The sequence below is a fragment of the Marinobacter halophilus genome, assembly GCF_003007685.1.
Lineage (GTDB): Bacteria > Pseudomonadota > Gammaproteobacteria > Pseudomonadales > Oleiphilaceae > Marinobacter > Marinobacter halophilus.
Map to the genome: position 1 here is coordinate 666,886 of NZ_PXNN01000011.1, position 22,527 is coordinate 689,412.

General features: G+C 59.0%; 18 protein-coding genes. 10 read left to right on the plus strand and 8 right to left on the minus strand.

The genetic code is table 11. The features are described from left to right. Positions 1–45: 45 nt before the first annotated feature. Entirely contained in the window at positions 46–810 is a 765-nt protein-coding gene (locus tag C7H08_RS09455; protein ID WP_106671468.1) for a metalloregulator ArsR/SmtB family transcription factor, read from the minus strand. A 91-nt stretch (positions 811–901) separates the two neighbouring features. On the opposite strand from C7H08_RS09455, the gene arsH reads away from it, so the two are divergent. From arsH to C7H08_RS09470, 3 genes are all read left to right on the plus strand, one after another. Continuing rightward, positions 902–1,618: an arsenical resistance protein ArsH gene (arsH, locus tag C7H08_RS09460; protein ID WP_106671469.1), complete on the plus strand. Its 717-nt coding sequence runs from the start codon at positions 902–904 to the stop codon at positions 1,616–1,618. A gap of 10 nt (positions 1,619–1,628) precedes the next feature. Then, positions 1,629–2,696: an ACR3 family arsenite efflux transporter gene (gene arsB, locus C7H08_RS09465; protein WP_106671470.1), complete on the plus strand. Its 1,068-nt coding sequence runs from the start codon at positions 1,629–1,631 to the stop codon at positions 2,694–2,696. A gap of 147 nt (positions 2,697–2,843) precedes the next feature. Then, complete coding sequence (locus C7H08_RS09470) at positions 2,844–3,641, plus strand: undecaprenyl-diphosphate phosphatase (protein ID WP_106671471.1); 798 nt, start codon at positions 2,844–2,846, stop codon at positions 3,639–3,641. A gap of 43 nt (positions 3,642–3,684) precedes the next feature. Here the strand turns inward: C7H08_RS09470 and uvrD are convergent, their stop codons facing one another. Beyond that, positions 3,685–5,850 (minus strand): DNA helicase II, encoded by a 2,166-nt coding sequence (uvrD, locus tag C7H08_RS09475; protein WP_106671572.1) that lies wholly within the window; start codon positions 5,848–5,850, stop codon positions 3,685–3,687. Positions 5,851–6,101: 251 nt separating this feature from the next. On the opposite strand from uvrD, the gene C7H08_RS09480 reads away from it, so the two are divergent. Genes C7H08_RS09480 through C7H08_RS09490 form a run of 3 tightly spaced genes read left to right on the plus strand, consistent with a single transcriptional unit; the run spans position 6,102 to position 9,372 of the window. After that, a complete protein-coding gene (locus C7H08_RS09480) occupies positions 6,102–7,715 on the plus strand; it encodes a methyl-accepting chemotaxis protein (protein WP_165793950.1) in 1,614 nt (537 codons plus the stop codon). Between the two features lie 28 nt (positions 7,716–7,743). Continuing rightward, positions 7,744–8,949, plus strand: coding sequence for a hypothetical protein (locus tag C7H08_RS09485; protein ID WP_106671472.1), 1,206 nt, complete (start codon positions 7,744–7,746; stop codon positions 8,947–8,949). Positions 8,950–8,958: 9 nt separating this feature from the next. Beyond that, on the plus strand, positions 8,959–9,372 hold the full coding sequence (locus tag C7H08_RS09490) for a type 2 periplasmic-binding domain-containing protein (protein WP_106671473.1): 414 nt from the start codon (positions 8,959–8,961) through the stop codon (positions 9,370–9,372). 65 nt (positions 9,373–9,437) lie between these two features. Here the strand turns inward: C7H08_RS09490 and C7H08_RS09495 are convergent, their stop codons facing one another. Continuing rightward, positions 9,438–10,886, minus strand: a complete 1,449-nt coding sequence (locus C7H08_RS09495; RefSeq protein ID WP_106671474.1) for an NAD-dependent succinate-semialdehyde dehydrogenase — start codon at positions 10,884–10,886, stop codon at positions 9,438–9,440. A 226-nt stretch (positions 10,887–11,112) separates the two neighbouring features. On the opposite strand from C7H08_RS09495, the gene C7H08_RS09500 reads away from it, so the two are divergent. Next, entirely contained in the window at positions 11,113–12,126 is a 1,014-nt protein-coding gene (locus C7H08_RS09500) for a histone deacetylase family protein (protein ID WP_106671475.1), read from the plus strand. A gap of 1 nt (position 12,127) precedes the next feature. Here the strand turns inward: C7H08_RS09500 and thiI are convergent, their stop codons facing one another. Next, on the minus strand, positions 12,128–13,582 hold the full coding sequence (gene thiI / locus C7H08_RS09505) for a tRNA uracil 4-sulfurtransferase ThiI (RefSeq protein ID WP_106671476.1): 1,455 nt from the start codon (positions 13,580–13,582) through the stop codon (positions 12,128–12,130). Positions 13,583–13,703: 121 nt separating this feature from the next. On the opposite strand from thiI, the gene ppnN reads away from it, so the two are divergent. Further along, positions 13,704–15,086 (plus strand): nucleotide 5'-monophosphate nucleosidase PpnN, encoded by a 1,383-nt coding sequence (gene ppnN / locus C7H08_RS09510; protein ID WP_106671477.1) that lies wholly within the window; start codon positions 13,704–13,706, stop codon positions 15,084–15,086. Positions 15,087–15,109: 23 nt separating this feature from the next. Here ppnN and C7H08_RS09515 read toward each other — a convergent pair whose 3' ends face one another. Further along, entirely contained in the window at positions 15,110–15,445 is a 336-nt protein-coding gene (locus C7H08_RS09515; protein ID WP_106671478.1) for a c-type cytochrome, read from the minus strand. 226 nt (positions 15,446–15,671) lie between these two features. Between C7H08_RS09515 and C7H08_RS09520 the strand changes: the two genes are divergently transcribed. After that, entirely contained in the window at positions 15,672–16,775 is a 1,104-nt protein-coding gene (locus C7H08_RS09520) for an enoyl-CoA hydratase/isomerase family protein (protein WP_106671479.1), read from the plus strand. Positions 16,776–16,815: 40 nt separating this feature from the next. On the opposite strand, the gene C7H08_RS09525 is transcribed toward C7H08_RS09520, so the two are convergent. The 3 genes from C7H08_RS09525 to C7H08_RS09535 all read right to left on the minus strand — a co-directional run bounded on the left by C7H08_RS09525 (position 16,816) and on the right by C7H08_RS09535 (position 19,999). After that, complete coding sequence (locus C7H08_RS09525) at positions 16,816–17,406, minus strand: ankyrin repeat domain-containing protein (protein ID WP_188445197.1); 591 nt, start codon at positions 17,404–17,406, stop codon at positions 16,816–16,818. 70 nt (positions 17,407–17,476) lie between these two features. Next, positions 17,477–19,621 (minus strand): tRNA(Met) cytidine acetyltransferase TmcA, encoded by a 2,145-nt coding sequence (locus tag C7H08_RS09530; RefSeq protein WP_106671480.1) that lies wholly within the window; start codon positions 19,619–19,621, stop codon positions 17,477–17,479. After that, a complete protein-coding gene (locus C7H08_RS09535; RefSeq protein WP_106671481.1) occupies positions 19,622–19,999 on the minus strand; it encodes a DUF2237 family protein in 378 nt (125 codons plus the stop codon). 188 nt (positions 20,000–20,187) lie between these two features. Here C7H08_RS09535 and C7H08_RS09540 point away from each other — a divergent pair, with 188 nt between their 5' ends. After that, positions 20,188–22,512 carry an ATP-dependent helicase gene (locus C7H08_RS09540; protein ID WP_106671575.1) on the plus strand — a complete coding sequence of 775 codons (2,325 nt, stop codon included), beginning with the start codon at positions 20,188–20,190 and terminating at the stop codon, positions 22,510–22,512. Positions 22,513–22,527: the final 15 nt, after the last annotated feature.

Sequence of the window (22,527 nt, forward strand, 5' to 3'; positions counted from 1 at the left end):
GATGTACTCCTTGCGAGACTCGCAATCCGTTGATTCAATGAATGTTCAGGGGCATTGCACTGCCGGGCGCGCCGCCATCGCCTGCAATCGGGCCATGGGCTGCACAATCAATGCACCGTTGTTTAACGCGGTTTCGTCCAGAACCCGTACCAGCCAGTCTGGTAAACGCGGGTTAAGGTAATAATAGACCCATTGCCCGCGCCTTTCGGTTTCCAGTAGCCCGGCCTCCCGCAACGTCGCCAGATGGCGGCTTACTTTGGGCTGGGAAACATCAAAGGCTTCGGTCAGTTCGCACACGCACAGCTTGTCCTGATCACGAATCAGCAGCAGAGCGGCAAGTCGAAGATCATCACCGAGTGCTTTAAAAATGGTGACCGGATGGTAGCCTTCAGGCTTCATCCCGGTTTCTTTCTGGTGCACCAAGGTAAACAGACCGATCCGCTCTTTCAGCTCTTTAAGGGTCAGAGCAAACGTGGCGTGGCGGTTACTCTGCGCCGGGTCGGGGAAATCCCAGGCAATCCGCTGCGCTGGCTGGCACACCTCACCACATTCGCTAGCCGCTTTTTCACACAGGGTAATCACGTAATCCCAGTACTGATCCTGCAGGCCTTCCAGCGGCTTGCTGGATAACCCTTCGGTGGCGATTCCCGCTTCCGCCAGCACCTGCAACGCCATAGGATGAGGTTTCGAAGGCTCGGTACCGGCACTGGCCACCTCAAACCGGTCCCCGGCCGCGTGCCGGAGCAGGGCTTCGGCCATCAGAGAACGAGCGCTGTTGGCGGTGCAGACAAAAAGAACCCGACGCTTCATATCTGATTTCCTATATATTCGTTTTTACGGATATCTAATTTTATGCATAATAGTGTGACAATCTGGTGTCGTAAAGGACGAGCTCTCAAACATGAACACCCAAGATCTCCCGAATATTGAACCCGACCTGTTTGATTCGCCGACGGCGGACAAGGTCTTTGCGATGAAGTCCGCCGGCCATGCACCTCGTCTGCTGCTGCTTTATGGGTCACTGCGAGAGCGCTCGTTCAGCCGATTGGTCATCGAAGAATCGGCCCGCCTGTTGCAGGCCATGGGCGCGGAAACTCGGGTGTTTGACCCGAGGGGACTGCCCCTGGCCGATGCTGAAGATGCCTCCCACCCAAAGGTTCAGGAACTGCGGGAACTGGCGCAGTGGTCCGAAGGTATGGTGTGGTGTTCCCCGGAACGCCACGGCGCCATGACCGGCATCATGAAAACCCAGATTGACTGGATCCCCCTCTCCATCGGTGGCATGCGCCCCACCCAGGGCAAGACACTGGCCGTAATGCAGGTCTGCGGTGGCTCACAGTCTTTCAATGTGGTTAACCAACTGAGGGTGCTCGGCCGGTGGATGCGAATGGTGACCATCCCCAATCAGTCGTCAGTACCCAAGGCTTTTACCGAATTTGACGAGCAGGACCGGATGCTGCCTTCGGCCTATTACAATCGTATAGTCGATGTGATGGAAGAGCTGGTGAAATTCACCCTGCTGATACGGGACCGCAGCGATTATCTGACGGATCGCTACTCCGAGCGGGTGGAAAGCGCAGAGGAAGTATCAAAACGTGTCAACCAACGGTCCATGTAAGAGGTAAGTCATGAACAGCAATGCAGAAGCCACGAAAACTGAAGACGCGGGTGGCATGGACCTGTTCGGAAGGTACTTGTCGGTCTGGGTGGCGCTAGCCATTGTTGCTGGTGTGGCACTGGGTCAGTTTGCACCCTCGGTACCCGAGACCCTGTCCCATTTCGAGTATGCTCAGGTTTCCATCCCCATCGCTATACTCATCTGGGCGATGATTTTTCCGATGATGGCGCAAATTGACTTCAGCGCGATCGTGGGCGTACGCAAAGAGCCGAAAGGGCTGGCCATCACCACCATCGTAAACTGGCTGATCAAACCCTTCACCATGTTTGCCATCGCCTGGTTCTTCCTGATGGTGGTGTTCGAGCCCTTTATTGCCCCGGAACTGGCCAGTGAATACCTGGCCGGCGCCATTCTACTAGGCGCCGCGCCCTGCACCGCCATGGTGTTTGTCTGGAGCTACCTGACCAAAGGCGATGCCGCCTATACCCTGGTGCAGGTATCGCTGAACGACATCATCATGCTGTTCGCCTTTGCGCCCATTGTGGTGTTTCTGCTTGGCATTTCCGATATCCAGGTGCCCTGGGATACCGTTATTCTGTCGGTGGTGCTGTACATCGTGATTCCACTGGTCGCCGGCTACTTGACCCGCCGCACACTGATTGCCCGTCACGGTCAGCGCTGGTACGACGACGTGTTCATGAAGCGCCTGGGCCCGGTCACTCCGGCGGCCCTGATCGTTACCCTGGTGTTGCTGTTTGCCTTTCAGGGTGACGTCATCCTGAACAACCCGCTGCACATCGCCCTGATTGCGGTGCCGCTGATTCTGCAGACCGTGCTGATTTTCGCCATCGCCTACGGCTGGGCAAAAATGTGGAAAGTGCGCCACTGCATCGCCGCACCCGGCGCCATGATCGGTGCCAGCAACTTTTTCGAGCTGGCTGTAGCAGCCGCTATTGCACTGTTCGGCCTGCAGTCCGGTGCCGCCCTCGCCACGGTAGTGGGGGTGCTCGTCGAAGTACCTCTGATGCTGATGCTGGTGAAGTTCGCCAACAAAACCCGGGGGCATTTCCCGGCCTGAAGCCTCCATCCCGGCCCGGCAGGTTACCCGCACGAAATGCCAGTGTGCGGGTAACCTGCCCCGCCTGTTCAGCCCCCGCCGCTCCTGCTACTATCGCCCGCTGACGAACAGGGAGAGGCCGTCTCTCCACCGGATGGACAGGACATCATGGATTTTTTTCAGGCTTTTTTCCTCGGCCTTCTGCAAGGCTTGACCGAATTTCTACCCATCTCCAGCTCCGGCCACCTGATTTTGGTGCCCGCCTTTTTTGACTGGGCAGATCAGGGCGTTGGTTTTGATCTGGCGGTGCACATCGGCACGCTGCTGGCGGTGGTGCTGTACTTCCGCAAAGACGTTCTGGCCATCACCCACGACGGCTTGCTCTCGCTGGCCAAGCGCCGAATGATTGGCCAGGGCAACCTGGCCTGGTTTCTGGTGATCGGCACCATCCCCGCCGGCCTCGCCGGACTGGCGTTGCTAGACATGATCGACAACGAATTGCGGGCGGTGGAGGTGATGTTTGTCACCACGCTGGTCTTCGGCTTGCTGCTGGGCTGGGCCGACTGGCTCCCCAAGAAAAACCGCACCATGGACTCCCTGACCTGGAAAGACGCCGTCATCGTCGGCTGCGCCCAGGCCCTGGCCCTGGTCCCCGGCACCTCCCGCTCCGGCGTCACCATCACCGCCGGCCTGTTCCTGGGCCTGTCCCGGGAAGCCGCATCGCGGTTTTCATTCCTGCTGGCGATTCCGATTATTGCGCTGGCGGGGTCGGTGAAGTTGCTGGAGGTGGCGACCTCGGACATCCTCGTGGACTGGAGTGGTTTTCTGGTAGGCGGCGTAACGTCGTTCCTGACTGCCATCACGGCCATCCACTTCTTCCTGAAGTGGCTCAACAAGATCGGCATGTGGCCGTATGTTGTTTACCGCATCATTCTGGCCGGCGTGATCTATGCCGTCCTGATGTAAAAGCGACAAGCACACTGCCCAACCCTGTGCTCACCCCCTAAAGCTAGCAGGCTTCCAAAGGGGCATAAGCCAGAACCAGCCACTTGGCCCCTTCATCGAAGTTCACCTGCACCCGGGTGTGGTGCCCGGTGCCCTCGGAGTTCAACACAATACCCTCGCCAAACTTGGGATGACGCACGCGCTGACCGAGACTGAAGCCGGACTGCTGGGCGGAATCCTGAGCGAACATGCTCTCATTGGGGCGCCCGACCATGGCCGGGCGGGTGACCGTGTTGCGCAGCCGGACTTCCTGCAGACAATCCGCCGGGATCTCCCGCACAAAGCGCGACAACGCATGGAACTTTTCCTGGCCGTACAAACGGCGGGACTCGGCGTAAGTGAGCACCAGCTTTCGCATGGCCCGAGTGATGCCGACATAGGCCAGGCGGCGCTCTTCTTCCATGCGGCCAGGCTCCTCCAGCGACATGCTGTGAGGGAACAAACCTTCCTCGACACCGGCCAGGAACACCAGCGGGAACTCCAGGCCTTTGGCCGAGTGCAGGGTCATCAACTGAACGCTGTCCTCATGATCTTCGGCCTGACCACCGCCAGCATCCAGTGCCGCCTGGGCGAGGAATTCCGACAACGCATCCACGCCGTCTTCCACCTCGAAATCCGACAGCGCGTTCACCAGCTCTTCCAGGTTCTCTACCCTCGCCTGGCCTTTCTCGCCTTTTTCGCTGGCGTGGTAATCCTTCAGGCCGCTGTTTTCGATGGCCTGCTTCATCAGGCCTTGCAGCGAGGCATCACCGACCATGGCCGACAACTCGTTGATGATCTCCATAAACGACTGCAGTCCGGTTTTGGCCCGGCCTTTGACTTGCCCGGCCGCCAGCATGCGTTCGGCAGACTCCCACAGGGAAATGCCCTGTTCGGTAGCGTACGCCCGCAGCTCGGCCAGGCTTTTGGCGCCAACGCCCCGGGTCGGAATATTCACCACCCGCTCAAAAGCGGCGTCGTCCCGGTGGTATTGCACCAGCCGCAAATAGGCCAACGCATTGCGGATTTCCTGGCGGTCGTAAAAACGCAGGCCGCCATAAACGCGGTAAGGAATACCCTGGCGCATCAGGGATTCTTCCAACACCCGGGACTGGGCGTTGGAACGGTACAGAATCGCCGACTCACTGCGCAGGTTGCCGTCATTAACCCAGGCGGTAATGGAGTCCGCGATGTAGTTGGCTTCGTCCTGCTCGTTGAAGGCCGCGTACAGGCTGATCGGCTCGCCATCCGGGCCGTCGGTCCACAATTCCTTGCCAAGCCGGCCCTGGTTGTTGGCGATCACCGAGTTGGCGGCTTTCAGGATCATTTGGGTGGAGCGGTAGTTCTGCTCCAGCCTGACCAGCCGGGCGTTGGGAAAGTCCCGCTGGTACTGCTGGATGTTCTCGATCTTGGCACCGCGCCAGCCGTAGATGGACTGGTCGTCATCGCCGACCACGGTCAGCGGCACCCGGTTACTGGCCAGCACCTGCAGCCAGGCGTATTGGATGGTGTTGGTGTCCTGGAACTCGTCCACCAGAATGTGCTGAAACCGGCTCTGATAATGCGTTAACAGTTCCGGGCGGTGTAACCAAAGCTCGTGAGAGCGCAGCAGCAACTCGCCGAAATCCACCAGACCGCCCTGCTGGCAGAGCTTTTCGTATTGGCGGTAGACTTTCAGCATGGTGTTGGTGAAGTGGTCGCCGGGGTTTTCCTGGATGTGATCCGCCCGCAAGCCTTCGTCTTTCTGGCTGTTGATAAACCACTGGGCCTGTTTCGGCGGCCACTGGCTTTCATCAATCTGGAACTCCCGCATCACCCGCTTGACCATGCGCAGCTGATCGTCGCTGTCCAGCACCTGGAAGTTTTCGGGCAGGCCAGCGTCTTTCCAGTGCGAGCGCAACAGGCGGTGGGCGATACCGTGAAAGGTGCCAAACCACAGACCCCGGGAGGGAATGTTCATCATCTGCTCGATGCGGTAACGCATCTCTTTGGCGGCTTTGTTGGTGAAGGTCACCGCCAGAATACCGGTGGGCGGCACCCGGTCTACGGTCATCAACCAGGCAATCCGGTGCACCAGCACCCGGGTTTTACCACTGCCGGCACCCGCCAGCACCAACAGGTGATCGTTCTGGGCGGTCACGGCCTCACGCTGGGCGTCGTTGAGGGGATCGATTATGTGGGAGACATCCATGGAGATCGGCTTCATCACTGGTTAAATTTACAGGCATTGTATCAGGCCTGATCACATTCGTCCTTTGCGCCTCAGCCTACCAACAAGTGAGTATATCCCCGAAAATTCAACAACTGGCTATAAAGAAGACGCCCCTATCGCCGATACACCCTTTAACACACTGACACATTAATTTCGTGTCAGGCGTTCAAAAAACCACCTAGAATGCCGTCAGACCTAAGTTGCAGGTCAGGCGTACAGGAACTGCTTACATGCTTTCATCACTGAAGATTTCTCACAAGCTGGCTCTACTGGTGATCGTGGCAGTTGCTGCTTTTGTGGTCAGCCAGGCATTTTCCATTATTACCGAACGCAATAACTCGGAACGGCTCAGCGAAGTTCGGGATCAACTCTACCCTTCCCTTGAACTGTCCACTATTAACCAGGGCCTGCTCCAGCTGATTGAAAATCAAATCAACAGCGCCGTCACTACCGGTGACGATCAGCAGCTGGGCGCCACCCGGGAGCAACGAAACGAGATTACACAGAACCTCGGAAAAATCGCAGCACTTAACCCCGGCCTGAAAGACCGCGCAGCGACACTCCGGAAGGATCTGGAAACCTATTACGATAACGCTACCCGCATGGCGACCGCCATTATCGAAGGCACCGCCGATTTTAGCCGCATTGGCGAGGACGCTTCCGCTAACGCCGCCCGGTTGAACACGCTGCGCACCGATCTGGATAACATGCGCAACACCATGGAAAGCCAGCTGACCCAGGCCATTGACGACACCATCGAAGCCTCAAGTGAGGCCGGCACTGCGTCCTTGAGCATATTAATTGTCGCTCTCATCGTTCTGGTGGTCTTGAGCCTGGTCATTGGCAAGTCCATTTCCCGAAGCCTGCAACAGATCATCAGCTCACTCAGAAACATGGCCTCTGGGGAGGGCGATCTAACCTCACGAATCACCTACGACGGCAAAGACGAACTGCGCGAGCTGGTCAATCAGTTCAATCTTTTTGTTGAAAAGCTGCACAAGTCGTTCGGCACCATCCAGCACGACATTGGCGAACTGAACGGCGTGGCCTCGCATCTGGCCGGTACCAGCCGAACCAATCTGCAACGCATCAGCCAGCAGGCCCAGGCCATTTCCTCAACCCGCAACTCGGTGGAAGAACTGGTCAGGAGTGTGGAAGAGGTGGCGGGGTTTGCGTCATCCGCCTCTGACCAGACTCAGGATGCATCGAAATTTGCCACCACTGGCCAGCAAAAGGTCAACAGCAACATCAAAACCATCCAGCAACTGATGGCAGAGATCGAGAAAACCGCGGGCCTGGTAAATCAGTTTGACGACTTCTCAGTGAAAGTCGGCGGCCTGCTGGAAACCATTCAGACCGTCGCCGAGCAGACCAATCTGCTGGCCCTGAATGCCGCCATCGAAGCCGCCCGGGCCGGTGAGCATGGCCGGGGCTTTGCGGTCGTGGCTGATGAAGTGCGCGGGCTGGCCGTGCGAACTCACAAGGCCACCGAAGAAATCAAGCAGGTCATTTCCGAGCTGTCCAAGCTGTCCGGCAACGCGGTCACTTCCATGCAAGGCAGTGTCGAGATGGCCCGCCAGGGCGTAGACGCTACCACCGAATCCGGTGAAGTACTGAGTAAGATTCTAGACAGCGTTCAGCAGATCAGTGAGCTGAATGAACAGATTGCTGCTGCCACCTATGAGCAGAGCACCACATTCGGGGAAGTCACCGGCCACATGGGCGATATGCATCGCAACGCCGAGGCCGTGATGGAAAGTACCGATGAACTGGACACCGTCAGCCGCAAGATCCAGGACGTAAGTAATGGATTGCAAAGTGTGGCCGGCCAGTTCCGCGTTTAATGCATAACCAAAGACTAGGATATTCCTGATGAAGAGCTTTTTCACCGTCGCGCCCCTGGCGCTGGCGATTGCCGCAACACCGGCACTGGCACAAGATACCGAACAAACCCTGGAGCGCATGCAGCAGCAGCTGAACTCCATGCAACAACAACTGAACTCGGCGAAAGACACTGGCGTGCGCTTTAACGGCTTTTTCAGCACAGGCTATGCTCGTGCCAGTAACGATGCCGGCTACGCGGGCATTACTGAAGAATCCGAAGTGAAAGACCTGAGCCTGTTCGCCCTGCAGGGCACCTTCGACGTTACCCAGCAGAGCCAGATCGTGATGCAGCTGGTTGGCCGTGGCGCGGATGACTGGGAGCCAAAAGTTGAATGGGCCTACTTGAGCCATCGCCCCACCAACAATCTGCAGCTGCGTGCGGGCAAAATGCGCTTGCCGTTCTTCATGTACTCGGATTCATTGGAGGTAGGCTATGCCCAGCCCTGGGCACGCCCGCCCCAGAGCGTGTACGGCCCGATTGCGGTCACCAGCTACGTGGGTGCCGATGCCACCTACAACTTCAACTTTGACAACTCCTCACTGACAGCCAACTTCTTTACCGGCTTTACCGATGAAGATGGCAACTCCGGTGACGTTGAACTGCGCAATGTGGCAGGCCTGAACCTGACCTGGACCGATTATGTGTGGACGGTAAGGGGTGTAGCGGCGACGGCTGAAGCGGATATTGATGCAACCCGCCTGGCGGCTCAGGCACCGGCAGGAGCAGAGGTAAACACCGTACTTGCCGATGGTGACCGCGGCAACTTCTATGGCGTGGGCGCCAGCTATGATGATGGTCGCTGGCAGGTCATTGGTGAAGTGACCCGCGTTGAAGTCGATGGCAAGTTTGCCGATACCGATTCCGCGTATTTGTCCATCGGACACCGTCTCGGTACCTGGACGCCCTACGTCGCATTTGGCTGGGTTGAAAGCAAAGATGATGAAGAGCGTCTGGGCTTCGTGACCACAACCGGCGGAGACCCGTTAGCACCAGAGTCTATTCTGAACTTCCAACGTGAAGATTACAGTGTTGGCACCCGTTGGGATATCACTCCAGGCGTCGCCATCAAGGCAGACTTCACCCACTCCCGAGGCTTCGACAAAGGCACTGGCAACCTGAACCCTACCTATATTTTATCCTCAGGTACCAACAGCACCAACGTCTACACCCTGAAACTCGAATCGGCATTCTAAGGAGGCCCCATGAAAAAGCTAAGCCTGTTATTTGCGGCCAGCTTGCTGGCCAGCCCTCTCGCACTTGCCGATGTGGTGGTAATTGGGCATCCCGGCGGACCGGATAGCATCGCTGCCAATGAAGTTCGGGACCTTTACCTGAACCGCAGCAAAGCCTTGCCCGATGGTCAGAGCGCCAAGCCGTTTGAACTGCCGGAAGGCAACGCCAGTCGTGCCGAGTTTCACGACAAGGTGACCGGCCGCAACGATGCCCAGCTGAAAGCGTTCTGGTCTCAGCAGGTGTTCACCGGCCGTGGTCAGCCGCCTGAAGAGGCCGGCAACGCGGCAGCCGTGAAGGCCCAGGTGGCTTCTACGCCAGGCGGTATTGGTTATATCGACTCTGCGGATGTGGATGACAGCGTTAAAGTGATCCTGACACCCTGATCGCAAGTCAGTAAACGCAAAAAGGCGAGCCTCGGCTCGCCTTTTTGCGTTCTGTAACCGCCGACTCAGAAGCCGCGCGGTACCGTTTGCGCTTCGACAAACTCAAACAACCCTTCCAGACCACCTTCCCGGCCAATGCCGGAGGCTTTCATACCACCAAACGGCGCTTCCGGAGTCGGCCCGGTACCTGTGTTCCAGCCAACATGGCCAAAGCGCAGGCCGGCGGCAACGCGCTGGGCACGAGCGGCATCGGCGGTGAACACGTAAGAAGCCAAACCAAATTCGGTATCATTACCGGCCTCGATGACGTCTTCTTCGGTCCGGAACAGTGCCATGGGTACCAGCGGGCCGAAAGTTTCTTCCCGGTAGCAGCGCATGTCGCGGTCAACACCCATCACCACGGTGGGCGGGAAGAACAGGCCATCACCGAGCTCATCCGGCTTCTTGCCGGCGACCAGGGTGGCGCCGTTGGCCAGGGCGTCTTCCAGGTGCCCTTTTACCTTGTCGAAGCCGGCTTGATTGATCAGAGGGCCAATATCGATACCCTCTTTCATGCCGTCGCCAACGGCCATACGGCCGACTCGTTCAGCCAGTTTCTGACCAAAAGATTCTGCCACGTCTTCATGGATGAAAATCCGGTTGGCGCATACGCAGGTCTGACCACCACCGCGGAATTTGTTGGCGATCAGGTTATCGGCAGCAACATCCAGATCGGCGTCGTCAAACACGATAAATGGCGCGTTGCCACCCAGCTCCAGGGCCAGTTTTTTCACCTGCTCGGCGGTGTCCAGAATCAGCCTGCGACCGACTTCGGTGGAGCCGGTAAAGCTGAGCATGGGCACGTCTTTGTGTTCGCACAGTACCTTGCCGATCATGCTGGCCTTACCCATCACCAGGTTGACCATGCCATCGGGCAGATCCAGCTTATCCATCAGGGCAAACAGCGCCACCATGGTCAGGGGTGTTTCGCTGGCGGGTTTGATGACCGAGGGGCAGCCCGCGGCGAGCGCAGCCGAAAGCTTCTTGGCAATCATCCCGATCGGGAAGTTCCAGGGCACGATCAGCCCCACTACGCCAACCGGGCGGTAATGGACGGTCCAGGTGCAATCCTTGGGCTTCTCGGTCAGGGTATGGGCGTCCAGCGCATTAATGTGTTTGGCGCAATAGTCAAAAAAGCCGGCGGCGTATTCCACTTCGCCTTCAGCTTCTTTGAGGGGCTTGCCATGCTCCAGGCAAAGAATTCTGCCGATCTCTTCCCGGTGCTCTCTCAGGCCATCACGGATGCCTTCAAGCCATTTTCGGCGAGTTTCAATCGGCCATGGGCTGGTCAGCCTGAGCGCGGACTTGCCCGCTTCAACCGCTGCCAGCACTTCGTCCTCCGGCATCGAAGCTACCTTGGCAATCACTTCTCTGGTGGCCGGGTTGAATACATCAAACGTAGTACCGCCGGTGTTGTCGATCCAACGCCCGCCGATGTAGCCTGTAAGGTTGTCCAGCAATGGTGACTCGATCATCTCGGCTCCTCTTCTGTGCCTGCTGACACGCCCCGGTTCAGAGCGCTTGTCTTGGTCGTGAATGTCTTTCATAGTGGATCTTGAGTGCCGGCCTGTAAAGCAAGTAGCGATTTTTTGAGGCCGGCTACTCCGACAACATCAACAATCGCTCCCGGCGATTTTTGACCCTGAACTGTCACCGCCTATACTCGGGAGAGATATTCCGAGCCCCCAAGGAGGCTGTTTAATGAAAGCATTTTTCCATCCTACGCAAGATCTGCATATTCCCAAAACGTATTTCACACGGGGCCAGATGCGCCAACCTCAGGAGGTGCCAGACCGCACCAGTCAAATGCTGGAGGGCCTGAAAGCAATGGGAATCCCGGTGCTGGAACCGGCCGATCAGGGCGCGGCCGCGATTTCCCGGGTGCACGATCTGGGCTATCTCCGGTTTCTGGAGTCGGCCCACCACCGCTGGATGGAGATGGACGACTGGGGCGATGAAGTGATGTCCAATATCTTCGTGCGCTCGCCCAACGCCATGCGCGGTATCCTGGCCGAAGCCGCCTGTTATCAGGCCGATGGCAGCTGCCCGATCGGTGAAAACACCTGGAAAGCCGCCTACTGGTCCGCCCAGTCCGCACTCGCCGCAGCCGACGCCCTGATCGCTGGAGAGCGCACCGCCTACGCGGTGTGCCGCCCGCCCGGGCACCACGCCCGCAAGGATGCCGCCGGTGGTTTCTGCTACTTGAACAACGCGGCCATTGCGGCTGAGCACCTGAAAAGCCGGTTCCCGCGCGCGGTCATTTTTGATACCGACATGCACCACGGCCAGGGCATTCAGGAAATTTTTTACGAACGCAGCGACGTGCTGTACATCTCCATTCACGGCGACCCCACCAACTTTTACCCGGTGGTCAGTGGCTTTGAAAACGAACGTGGCGAAGGCGAAGGCTACGGCTACAACATCAACCTCCCCATGCCCCATGGCGCCAGTGAAGACGACTTCTTTACCAAGGTGGACGAGGCGCTGGCGGCGATACGGCTGTATCAACCGGATGTGCTGATCCTGCCGCTCGGCTTTGATATCTACAAGAACGACCCGCAGGCCAAGGTCTCGGTATCGTCGGAAGGCTTCTGCCGGCTCAGCACCCACATCCGTCAACTGGGGCTGCCCACGCTGGTGGTGCAAGAAGGCGGGTACGATCTGGACACCCTGAGCGAGAATGTCCAGCAGTTCTTCAAAGGTCTCGCAGGCTGAATCACGCGGCCGGGGCGTATACCTTGACGTTATTGTGGCCGTCGGCCCGCAAGTGACCGGCGTGCATCCGGCTCATGGTGCCCCGGTCACAATAAAGCAGGTATTGGCGGTCACCGGACAGGGCCGATAACTGCTGGCTCAGCTCGTAGAAGGGAATCTTGAGCACTTTGTTGTTGGTTAACGCCAGCGGTGCGCGCGCCTCCTCTGAGGGGTGGCGAACGTCGATGATGACATCGGCCACCGCCGGTGTTTGCACCAGCTCGACCTCCTCCGGCGTGGTGACACTGTCCAGCAGCTTGCTGACCATCACATCGGTGCGGGCGCTGACCGCTTGCGCCAGCACCTCCGGATTGAGGTTGGCCTCATCTTCCTCAACCCGGTGCAGCCTGGCGCGCGTTACCGGCTTACTGGAAATCACACCACAGTATTCCGGCATGTTGCGGGCAAAAGGTTCGGTGCCAATGTTCCTGGCAATCCGGATGATCTCCTGTTTGTCCATGGCAATCAGCGGTCGCAACACCACTTCGTCACTGGCCCGGTCGACGACGTTCAGGTTGGTCAGGGTCTGGCTCGATACCTGCGCTACAGCGTCGCCCATCACCAGACCGGTGGCCGAATAGTATCGGGCGATTTCAGCTGCCGCTTTCAGCATCTGACGTTTCAGCACCACGCCCCAGTGGCGGTGATTCACTGAGCGCATGATTTCGGCCACCACACCGTCAAACGGCACCGAGATAAACCTCACGCTGTGAGACGCACCATAACGCTGCCAAAGATAATGCACCACCTGACGCACCCCGACCTCATGTGCCGGCCCACCAAGGTTGAAAAACAGGAAATGGCTGCGGATGCCCCGGCGCATCATCAGATATGCGGCAACCGACGAGTCATAGCCCCCGGAGATCAGCGTCATCACGGTTTCAATGGTACCCAAAGGATAGCCACCCAGACCCTCATGACGCCGGTGAGCAATGTGGAACTGCGCTTCGTTCAGCTCGATGCGCACTTCCAGATCCGGATGCTTCAGGTTTACGCCGCTGGCGTCTGATGCCCGCAGCAACGCTGCACCCACTGAGCGCTCAAGGTCAATGGAACGGAAGTCATGTCTGCCGTGACGGCGCACCCGCACCGCAAAGGTTTGGCCCGCCAGGCGGTCAGCGTAGGCCTGCACGGCCTTGTCACCGACATCTCCCAGACCGACGAACGGAAACACCCCGATCTCCTGGATGGTAGCGATACCAGGAATGCGAGTCAGCTCATCAATAGCTGGTCCTTCCAGGCCGCGGCCATCGGGAAGCTCTACATCCACCCGGTCCCAGCTGCCATCCACCCGGATGTCGTGGTCCAGACGAGCTAACAGCTTACGGATATTCTGGCGCAGCTGACGCATCTGCTGGTTACGGACAGGTTTACTCTTGATAGCCACTTCCGGGGCGGGACGGATTAGCAATTTCATAAAAAAGTCTTAGATCGGATTAACGTCGGGTAGCGTAAAAAGCGGAAAGGCCTTAGTGTACTCTTTTGCCCAAGCGGCTCAAAATCCGTCATTGCCGAAACCATCAGGAGCTCCACCACCGATGACCGAACCCACCATGAATGCCCTGGTCTCTCCAGAGGGCAGCCTCGAAATACTGTCCAACCACGAGGTAAACCGTCTCAAGGACAAGAGCGAGGGTGGCTTGTATCGTTTGTTCCGCCAGTGCGCTCTGGCTGTACTCAACACCGGCGTTGAGACCGACGATTGTCAGGAGTTGATGGAGGCACATGCCGATTTTGATGTACGCCTGGTGCCCCAACCACGGGGCCTCAAACTGGAACTGATCAACGCGCCCGGCCATGCCTTTGTCGACGGCGAGATGCTCAGGGCCATTCGTGAGCACCTTTTTTCGGTGTTGCGCGATATTGTTTACAGCAACTCCATCCCCAACACCGTGGCCGGTTTCCGCCGGGACAATCCGGAAGAAATCACCAATCTGGTGTTCCACATTCTGCGTAACGCGCGAGTACTGGAAGCCGGGCGTCAACCCGATATCGTGGTGTGTTGGGGTGGCCACTCCATCAGTCACGATGAATACCAGTACAGCAAAGACGTAGGCCATCAGCTTGGTCTGCGCGCTCTGAGCATTTGCACCGGTTGCGGCCCGGGCGCCATGAAAGGCCCCATGAAAGGCGCCACCATTGGTCATGCCAAACAACGGGTTAAGAACGGTCGATACATCGGCATTACCGAGCCGGGCATCATCGGGGCCGAGGCTCCCAACCCCATTGTCAACGAGCTGGTGATCATGCCGGACATCGAGAAACGCCTGGAAGCGTTCGTCCGCTGTGGTCACGGCGTGATCGTGTTCCCGGGTGGTGTCGGTACCGCCGAAGAGATTCTTTACCTGCTGGGCATTCTGTTGCACCCGGATAACGCGGACCTGCCGTTTCCGGTGGTGTTCACCGGCCGTCAGGACAACGCGGAATATTTCGAGATGATCGACAAGTTCATCCGCAATGCCCTGGGCGATGAAGCCGCCAGCAAATACGAAATCATCATTGATGACCCGGCCCGGGTCGCACAGACCATGAAGCAAGGCATGAAGGAAGTGGAAACCTTCCGCCGTGCCATGCAAGACGCTTACTATTTCAATTGGATGCTGAAAATCGACCCAGTGTTTCAGCTACCGTTCGAGCCCGACCACGATAATATGCGGGCGCTGGAGCTGCATCGGGACCAGCCAGTGCATCTGATTGCGGCCAATCTACGCAAGGCTTTCAGCGGCATTGTGGCGGGGAACGTAAAAGAAAACGGAATTCGACAGATTCAGGCGAAAGGCCCGTTCGAGATTGCTGGCGACCCGACGCTGATCAAGCCTCTCGAGGCCATGCTGGAGCAGTTTATAGCACAAAACCGAATGAAGTTGCCGGGCTCATCGGCTTACCGACCGAGCTACCGGATTGTCAGTGGCGCGGCGTAAGCCGCACCACTGCAACATCGCAATTACTTGCCGCCGTCGGCTGGCAGGCTGGCGTAGAAGGCTGCCAGATTGGCGATGTCGGCATCGCTCAGGCCGGTTGCCTGGCCCTGCATGACCGCCGACTGGCCACCTTGGCGCTGGCCATTTTTGTAAGCTTTCAGAGAAGCCACCAGATACTGCTCTTTCTGGCCGGCCAGGTTCGGATACATCGGGATCTGGGAGATACCGTTCTGCCCGTGGCAAGCCGCGCAAACCGCTGCTTTGGCTTTACCAGCTTCAGCATCGGCCGCTACAGCCGCAACCGGAACGACAGTGCCCAGAGCAAAAAGACCGGCAACCGCGAAGTGTTTCAGATTCATTGTGTTCACCCTCTCATCGTTTTAACGTTTACACACCGGCGCTTGTGACCGGACAGTAAATCAGAATTCACTTATAACACAGGCGGCCCATGGCTCAAATGTGATAGATCAAGGACATCCGTGCGACCATGGTCTTGTTTTACGCTTGAATTGAGTAAACGACAGTACGAACAAACCGTTAAACACATCCGATAACAGCGCAACCCGATTGCCGGAGACACACTTCATGCCCGTAGAGGTCCAGGAACTCGCCTGCCGCCAAGGCCACATCGGCCTGCTGACGCTGAACGCCCCGAACACCCTGAATGCCCTGACCGAAGACATGGTCATGCAGGCTCAGGAAGCACTGGATCGGTGGGCAACAGACAGCCGGATCTGCCTGGTGGTGCTGCGGGGTGCCGGTGAACGGGGCTTCTGCGCCGGCGGCAATATCCGAACGCTGTACGATGGCCTCATGGGGCATGGCGATACCGAAGCCCCCGCTCGCTTCTTTACCCGGGAATACCGCCTGAATTACCGCCTGTACCGCTTTCCCAAGCCGGTGGTTGGCGTGGCACAGGGCGTGGTAATGGGGGGCGGCCTGGGTTTGCTGTCGGCCTGCCGTTACCGCCTGGTCACTCCCGATGTAACCCTCGCCATGCCGGAAATCAGCATCGGCCTTTTTCCGGATGTCGGGGCCAGCTGGTTTCTGAACCGTCTGCCCGGCCGCCTGGGACTGTTCATGGGTTTGACCGGCGCACGCCTTAACGTCAGCGACGCGCTTCGCGTTGGTCTGGCCGACCTGGTGGTTGACGCCGATCACACGGAAACGCTGTTGGCCCGGTTGCAAGAGGAACGCTGGACTGGCGGCCAGGCAGCCGATGACAATCGACTGTTCCGGCTGCTCAACCAGCTCGATGCTCTGGATTATCGGGCGCTGACACCCGGCCATCTGGAGCGGCACGAGCAGACCATTGCACGGCTCAGCGCCGGCGACGAGTTGCCGGGTATTGTCGAACGGTTGCTGGCCTCAGAAAGCGACGATCCCTGGTGGCAAACCTGCATGCAAACGCTCAGACAGGGCTGCCCGGTGACTGCCTGGCTGGTGTGGAATCAATTGCGCAAAGGCCAACAGATGTCCCTGAAGGACATTTTCCGGATGGAACTGGCGATGGCAATGGAGTGTACCCGCAGGCCCGATCTGGCTGAAGGCATCCGGGCCCTGATGGTCGATAAGGATCGCTCACCAATCTGGTCGTATGCCTCCGTCGCCGATGTACCGCAGGAGGTTGTCAAGCAGCATTTTCCGCCGGTGTGGGACGATTCAGACGACCCGATGGCACTGGATTGAGCGACAACCGGTGAGAAGGCAACAGGCGCTGGCCTTCTGACTAACGGGCCGCGCCCGCCTGCACCAACAGCATTTCCAGATCCTGGTTGTTGCTGGCCCGGGCAAGATCCAGCGCCGTTCGACCGCCGGTGCCCCGGTAATGCACATCGGCCCCAGCAGCCAGCAGCATCTCGGCGGTCAGCAAATCACCGCTGTTGACCACCCTCATCAGCAGCGACTTGCCACCCTGACTGACGTTAACGTTGGCGCCAGCTGCCAGCAGGGTCCGGACCACCGCCAGATGACCGTTTTCGGCGGCGCGAATGACCGGAGTAGAGCCGCTGTCGTCCCGGGCGTTCACCTCTGCGCCTGCCGCCAGCAACAAACGCGCGATGCGCCGGTTGCCGTTGGCAGCCGCCACCATCAGTGGACTCTCGCCATTGCTCTCCTGGAAATCGGGGGCAACTCCTTTCGACAGAAGATCAAGAACCATTCTGTCTTCATCCGCCCTGACCGCCGCCATCAGCTGGGACGCATCCCCCGCCTGCTCAGATTGCCCGGAGCTGCCGTCGATGCTGGCACACCCTGTCGACATCACCGACACCCAACAAACGAAAAACAGAGACAGTACCTTGCCCACTTCCCTGGCCATAACCTGAATTCTCTTATGTGATTTTTACAGTCATTCTGGGCAGCAAACTGCCACAATTAAATCGAGCCGGTCACAACTCGGGTCCGTTTTGCAGAAGTTGACAGACCAGCTGACGCAATTGCTGCTCGCCATCCCGCTGACCGGTGCACAGCCCCGCCAACTGCACTTCCCGCCAGGACCAGCCCTGAAGTACGACGTGGCACCAGAGCGCCAACGCCGGCTGGGTTGAAAACCAGGTCATGGCGCCCTGACCGGCGGCAAGCGCCTGCAACACCGGCAAGGTAAGTTCGAAGCCCCGGAAGCCTTCCGCAAAGGCGGTCAAGTCGCGCCGATCCTCCGCATCCAGCCCATGGAGCGGAGGTAAATCTGCGCCCACCGCCGCCAGCAGATGCGGATCCATCACCGACCAGTGCCTCGGGATCAAGACCTGCCAGTGGTGTGCGAAGCGGGCACGAAGCCTTTGGGCCAGGCAAGTGCCGGCCGGCGACAGGCCCTGCAATAGTTGCAGGGGAAACTCTCCGGTGGTCGCTTCCTGCTGCAGCCCGACACGCACCACCTGCAAACCACTAGCCTGCCAGAATGCCAGTAATCCCCGGTTGCCGCCAAAGCTGGTGCCCAGAGTATCCAGCCCCTGTTGCTGGCAGGCGGTCGCAGCGGCCGCAACCAGGCGTCGCCCGATGCCAAGGTGGCGGGCCTGTTCCGATACCGCAATTCGAACGATCCGGAGTGTTCTCAGCTTGGCCGCCTCCGGAAAACCGCCGTGGCTGGCCAGGGATTGCGCCAGCAGGTGACCCCTGAGCCGGCGTTTGCCCTGAACCACCTGATCTGCCAGTTCTTCCGACAGCCCGCCTTCCACCGCTCCCCAGAGCACACCCACGGTTCGACCCTGATACAACGCGCGCCAGGATTGCGCCGCCGGGTCATCCAGCCATTGCCGCAGGTCTGCCGGAGTGGTCCGGTAATGGGCATCCACCAGCAGGCCAAAGGCTTCCGCCAGCTCAACCTCGCTGGCCTGCGACGGCGACCAGGTCTCAAGGGTGACCTGAGCCGCATCAGCAATTGAACTTGCCGGCCCCTCTGCCGCCAGCAGAAACATCTCAAACACCAGTTTTTCCAGGGGGTCGCCAGGCGCCCAGCGCACCGGCTGCTGAATCGAGACACCTCGCCACTGCGGAGTTTCCCGATCCAGAATATCCCGGAACCGGATCGCAAAGCCCCGGCCGGTGCCTTCATAGCCATGTACCGTGCTGGCAAAGGCTACTCTGGGCCAGCCCAGCAGGATATCCCGCAGCCAATGCGCTGGCAGGCCGGCAGCTTCATCCACCAGCACGACTTCAGCTTCCGGGCGTTCGAATAACAGTTCGCGAACCGGGACAAAGCTCAGGCGCTGACCGCCACGGGTGATTAACTCAACCTCCGACTGCTCCGCCAGATCCTCCGCCAGTTCGAGCACGGCATGCCGGAACAGGCTGTGCAGGTTATCGCGCGAAGGTGCAGTGACGATGACTCGCTGCCGGCCGGCCAGTAACAGGCGGGCGGCAGCGATACCGAGGGCGGCGGATTTACCGCGCCCCCGGTCTGCGGTGATCACCAGAGGCCGGCGGCGGCGGCCCTGGCCAAAGTGCAGAAGCTGTTGGATCAGATCTTGCTGCTGCTCGGTGGTTCCCGGTAGGAACGGGCTGCCCTGCGTCGGCAGTTCGGGCAGGTCCGGCGGGGCGCTGGCCCGTGCCCTTACCCGGATAACGGAAGGGTCTTGCGCCAGTTTGCGGGCAAGCCGGGCGGCGAACGGGTGGTTTTGCGCCTGCTCCAGGCCGGTTCGGGCGTAATCCGGGTCGGCGTGATCGGGCCAGGAGGCCAGCGCGGGCATTAACCAGAACAGCAAGCCGCCGGCCTGCAGGGTGCCGGAGAGTGCGGCAATGGCGTCCGGCGGGTTGCCCTGCCAGCCATCCCAGATCAGCAGGCTGGTTTCCCGGCCCAGCCATTGTCGGTATTGACTGGCCTGCAAGTGCGGCATACCAACCGCTTCGGCGTGCTCGGGGCGGCCTATCCAGAGGCTGTGGCTGGTATTGAGCTGTGGCAGCTGCTGACGAATCCAGGCGAGCGCGTGTTGTTGATCGCCCTCTACCAGAACGAGGCGTCGATGGCCCTGGGCCGCCAGAGCGGCCTGCAAGTCGGACCAGGCGTGTTCTGGTGCGGAGGTGGGATCAGTGGTCATTCAGCTGAGGTCGGCGGTGTGGGCTTTGAGGTCGTTGAGCTGGCAGACTTCGAGGGCGTTTTGGTGAGTAGCCCGCAGTTTGACCCGGGGTGCGCACTTGGCTTCGAAGGCTTCTTGCCAGCGTCCGGCGCAGAGGCACCAGCTGTCGCCGGGCTTGAGGCCGGGGAAGCCGAATTCCGGCCTGGGAGTGGAAAGGTCGTTGCCCTGGGCTTTGGAGTAGTCGAGAAAGTCTGCGGTGACGATGGTGCAGACGGTGTGGTTGCCAAAATCATCCGGGCCGGTATTGCAGCAGCCGTCCCGGTAGAAGCCGGTTTTCGGGTCTGTGCCGCAGGTTTCCAGTTTTTCGCCCAGTACGTTCAATGCTTCAGATTTTTCCATGACTTAACCTTCTGATTATGGTGTTAACAGGCTTCGGGCAGGCTTTCCAAAACACGCTCCTTCGGCACATCCATGTGACGCTTGGGCTCCGCCATCCCTGGCTCCGCACAGTTTTGGAAAGCCTGCCCGAAGCCTGTTTTCATACCCCGGAGCTGTATTCGCTCTGCCCGACCGCCTTTATGGCAATTATGCGGCAGCGCTATTCCCACTACCAGTTGGCCAGTACAATAGCGCCCATGCCTACCAAACCCCAAATCCCTGATACTTCTTACCTGCCGGATTTTCTGACCGATGAGCAGCGGGCGATCATTACCGCCGGTTACGAGCATTCGGTGATCACCGCTGTTGCCGGCAGTGGCAAGACCTCTACCCTGGCCTGGCGGATCCGGTTTCTGTTGGCGCAGGGGCATGATCCGGACCGGGTGCTGGTGTTGATGTTCAACCGCAGTGCGCGGGTGGATTTCGAGCGCAAGCTGCAGGAGGTGTGTGCCCAGTCCGGGCTGGCGCTGCCGGAGATCCGGACTTACCACGCCATGGGGCTGCGGTTGTATAAGCGCTTTGTTCGGGAGGGCTATCTGCCGGGGTTTTCGGACAAGATTCTGACCGAGCAGGAGATTGCCTACCAGGCCTGGATGCTGACGCGGCGGTTGGCGCCGGAGGATCTGGCGGATGAGATCCGGCGCAACAAGAAGGAATTTGTGGAGACGGCGACGGGGTTTATTGATCTGGTGAAGACCGGTCTGTCGCCGGCGGAGGTGGTGTTCGAGGAGCTGGGGTATTCAGACAAACACCGGTATCTGATCGATCTGTTCCACAGCTTTGAGCAGTGGCGTAAGGGCCAGAGCCGGATCAGTTATGCCGATATGCTGTATGAGCCGGTGATGGCGATTCATCAGAACCAGCCGTTGCAGCGGCTGGTGGGCAACAAGATGGATCTGATTCTGGTGGATGAGTACCAGGACACCAATGAGATTCAACATCTGTTGCTGCGTTTTGTCGCCGGGGATCGGGCCCGGGTAACGGTGGTGGGAGATCCAGACCAGACGATTTACGAGTTCCGGGGCGCGCGGCCGGAGTTTATTCTGCGGCGGTTCAGTGATGAGTTCGAGAGCCCGCTGGAGCAGTCGCTCAGCTATACCTTCCGTTATGGCCATCAGGTGGCGCTGTTGGCGAATCATCTGATTTGTCACAACACCGGGCGCAAGGATGTGCTGTGCCACTCGCACCCGTCGACGCCAGCTACCGCGGTGGCGCTGCATCGGGCCGAGAACGATGGCGATCAGGTGCTGAAGATTGTGCGCCAGCAGGATGAAGTGCTGAACAGCCAGACTGCGATTCTGTTCCGGGTCTGGAGCCAGAGCGTGCCGATTGAGCTCAAACTGTTGGCGCGGCAGATTCCGTATCGGATTGATGCCGGCAAGGGCGCGTTGTTCAGTCGTGAAGTGCAGGCCATTACGGCGCTGCTGATGGTGGTGACAGGCAGATTGAAGTTGCTGCCGGATACCGATCGACTGGACCTGGCCCGGCAGTTGCTGAGGTTTCCCCATGTTGGTCTGAAGGAAGCGGAGCTGGAGAACCTGGCGCAATTTTTGGCAGCGTTTGACGGAGCCTGGCATGAACGCTTGCTGGCGATGGACTTTGACGCGCTGGCGCCGATGCAGGCCCGCAAGCTGCGAAAACTGGGCGAGGTGCTGGCGCAGCTTGAGAGGTATAAGGGGCCGGTGGCGGGTCTGATCAGCGTGTACGCAGACCACATGGATCTTTATGAGGGCATTCGAAGCCTGGCACTGACCCACGACAGTGCCGAGGAGCGGATTGACACGGTTCAGGGCTTCCGGGACTACCTGAAGAATCTGGATGTGGATGCCGCCGGGGCGCTGGATCATCTCAAGGCGCTGCGACAGCAGGCCGGGGAAAAACGGGATCACGGTGTGCTGCTGTCCACCATTCACCGTACCAAAGGCCTGGAATGGCCGGTGGTGATCATTCCGGGCCTGCAGGAGAAGTATCTGCCCTACAGCCCTCGGCCACAAGACGATGCCCGCGCCGCGCTGGAAAGCGAGCGCCGGCTGCTCTACGTGGGCATGACCCGGACCCGTAATGCACTGCACCTGATCACCCGTCCAGCCAGCCCGAAACCCCACCTTGAAGGTGACCAGGGGCCAAGCCGGTTTGTGTCTGAATTCTGTTTCGAGCTGTCCCATGAACTCGGAACCGCTCTGGATCAGGGGCATCCTGCGCCAGAGCAGTCACTGGCAGTGAGTGTCCCGCTGACCGCCATAAGCCTCCGTTATGCGGAGCGTGAGGGCGTGGTTATCGAAGGTCAGGGTGCGCCCGTTGACCAGACCCCGGAACCGGTCTGGCATCAACAACGGGTAGTGCATGCCATCTTTGGCAGCGGAGACGTAATTTCCGAAGATGAAAGCTCGTTCGAGGTGCGCTTTGCCAATGGCGATACACTCAACTTCAGCAAGAAGAGCGCCCACCTGTATTTCACGATCACCTCTGAATAAATCTGTTTTGTCGGT

What these genes read in the sequence shown, in the direction of transcription:
- C7H08_RS09530 (WP_106671480.1), bottom strand. Translation starts at nt 19,621, where the DNA reads ATGACCACTGATCCCACCTCCGCACCAGAACACGCCTGGTCCGACTTG.
- C7H08_RS09470 (WP_106671471.1), top strand. Translation starts at nt 2,844, where the DNA reads ATGGATTTTTTTCAGGCTTTTTTCCTCGGCCTTCTGCAAGGCTTGACC.
- C7H08_RS09540 (WP_106671575.1), top strand. Translation starts at nt 20,188, where the DNA reads ATGCGGCAGCGCTATTCCCACTACCAGTTGGCCAGTACAATAGCGCCC.
- C7H08_RS09485 (WP_106671472.1), top strand. Translation starts at nt 7,744, where the DNA reads ATGAAGAGCTTTTTCACCGTCGCGCCCCTGGCGCTGGCGATTGCCGCA.
- C7H08_RS09525 (WP_188445197.1), bottom strand. Translation starts at nt 17,406, where the DNA reads ATGGCCAGGGAAGTGGGCAAGGTACTGTCTCTGTTTTTCGTTTGTTGG.
- C7H08_RS09480 (WP_165793950.1), top strand. Translation starts at nt 6,102, where the DNA reads ATGCTTTCATCACTGAAGATTTCTCACAAGCTGGCTCTACTGGTGATC.
- thiI (WP_106671476.1), bottom strand. Translation starts at nt 13,582, where the DNA reads ATGAAATTGCTAATCCGTCCCGCCCCGGAAGTGGCTATCAAGAGTAAA.
- arsH (WP_106671469.1), top strand. Translation starts at nt 902, where the DNA reads ATGAACACCCAAGATCTCCCGAATATTGAACCCGACCTGTTTGATTCG.
- ppnN (WP_106671477.1), top strand. Translation starts at nt 13,704, where the DNA reads ATGACCGAACCCACCATGAATGCCCTGGTCTCTCCAGAGGGCAGCCTC.
- C7H08_RS09500 (WP_106671475.1), top strand. Translation starts at nt 11,113, where the DNA reads ATGAAAGCATTTTTCCATCCTACGCAAGATCTGCATATTCCCAAAACG.
- C7H08_RS09520 (WP_106671479.1), top strand. Translation starts at nt 15,672, where the DNA reads ATGCCCGTAGAGGTCCAGGAACTCGCCTGCCGCCAAGGCCACATCGGC.
- C7H08_RS09535 (WP_106671481.1), bottom strand. Translation starts at nt 19,999, where the DNA reads ATGGAAAAATCTGAAGCATTGAACGTACTGGGCGAAAAACTGGAAACC.
- C7H08_RS09455 (WP_106671468.1), bottom strand. Translation starts at nt 810, where the DNA reads ATGAAGCGTCGGGTTCTTTTTGTCTGCACCGCCAACAGCGCTCGTTCT.
- arsB (WP_106671470.1), top strand. Translation starts at nt 1,629, where the DNA reads ATGAACAGCAATGCAGAAGCCACGAAAACTGAAGACGCGGGTGGCATG.
- C7H08_RS09515 (WP_106671478.1), bottom strand. Translation starts at nt 15,445, where the DNA reads ATGAATCTGAAACACTTCGCGGTTGCCGGTCTTTTTGCTCTGGGCACT.
- C7H08_RS09495 (WP_106671474.1), bottom strand. Translation starts at nt 10,886, where the DNA reads ATGATCGAGTCACCATTGCTGGACAACCTTACAGGCTACATCGGCGGG.
- C7H08_RS09490 (WP_106671473.1), top strand. Translation starts at nt 8,959, where the DNA reads ATGAAAAAGCTAAGCCTGTTATTTGCGGCCAGCTTGCTGGCCAGCCCT.
- uvrD (WP_106671572.1), bottom strand. Translation starts at nt 5,850, where the DNA reads ATGGATGTCTCCCACATAATCGATCCCCTCAACGACGCCCAGCGTGAG.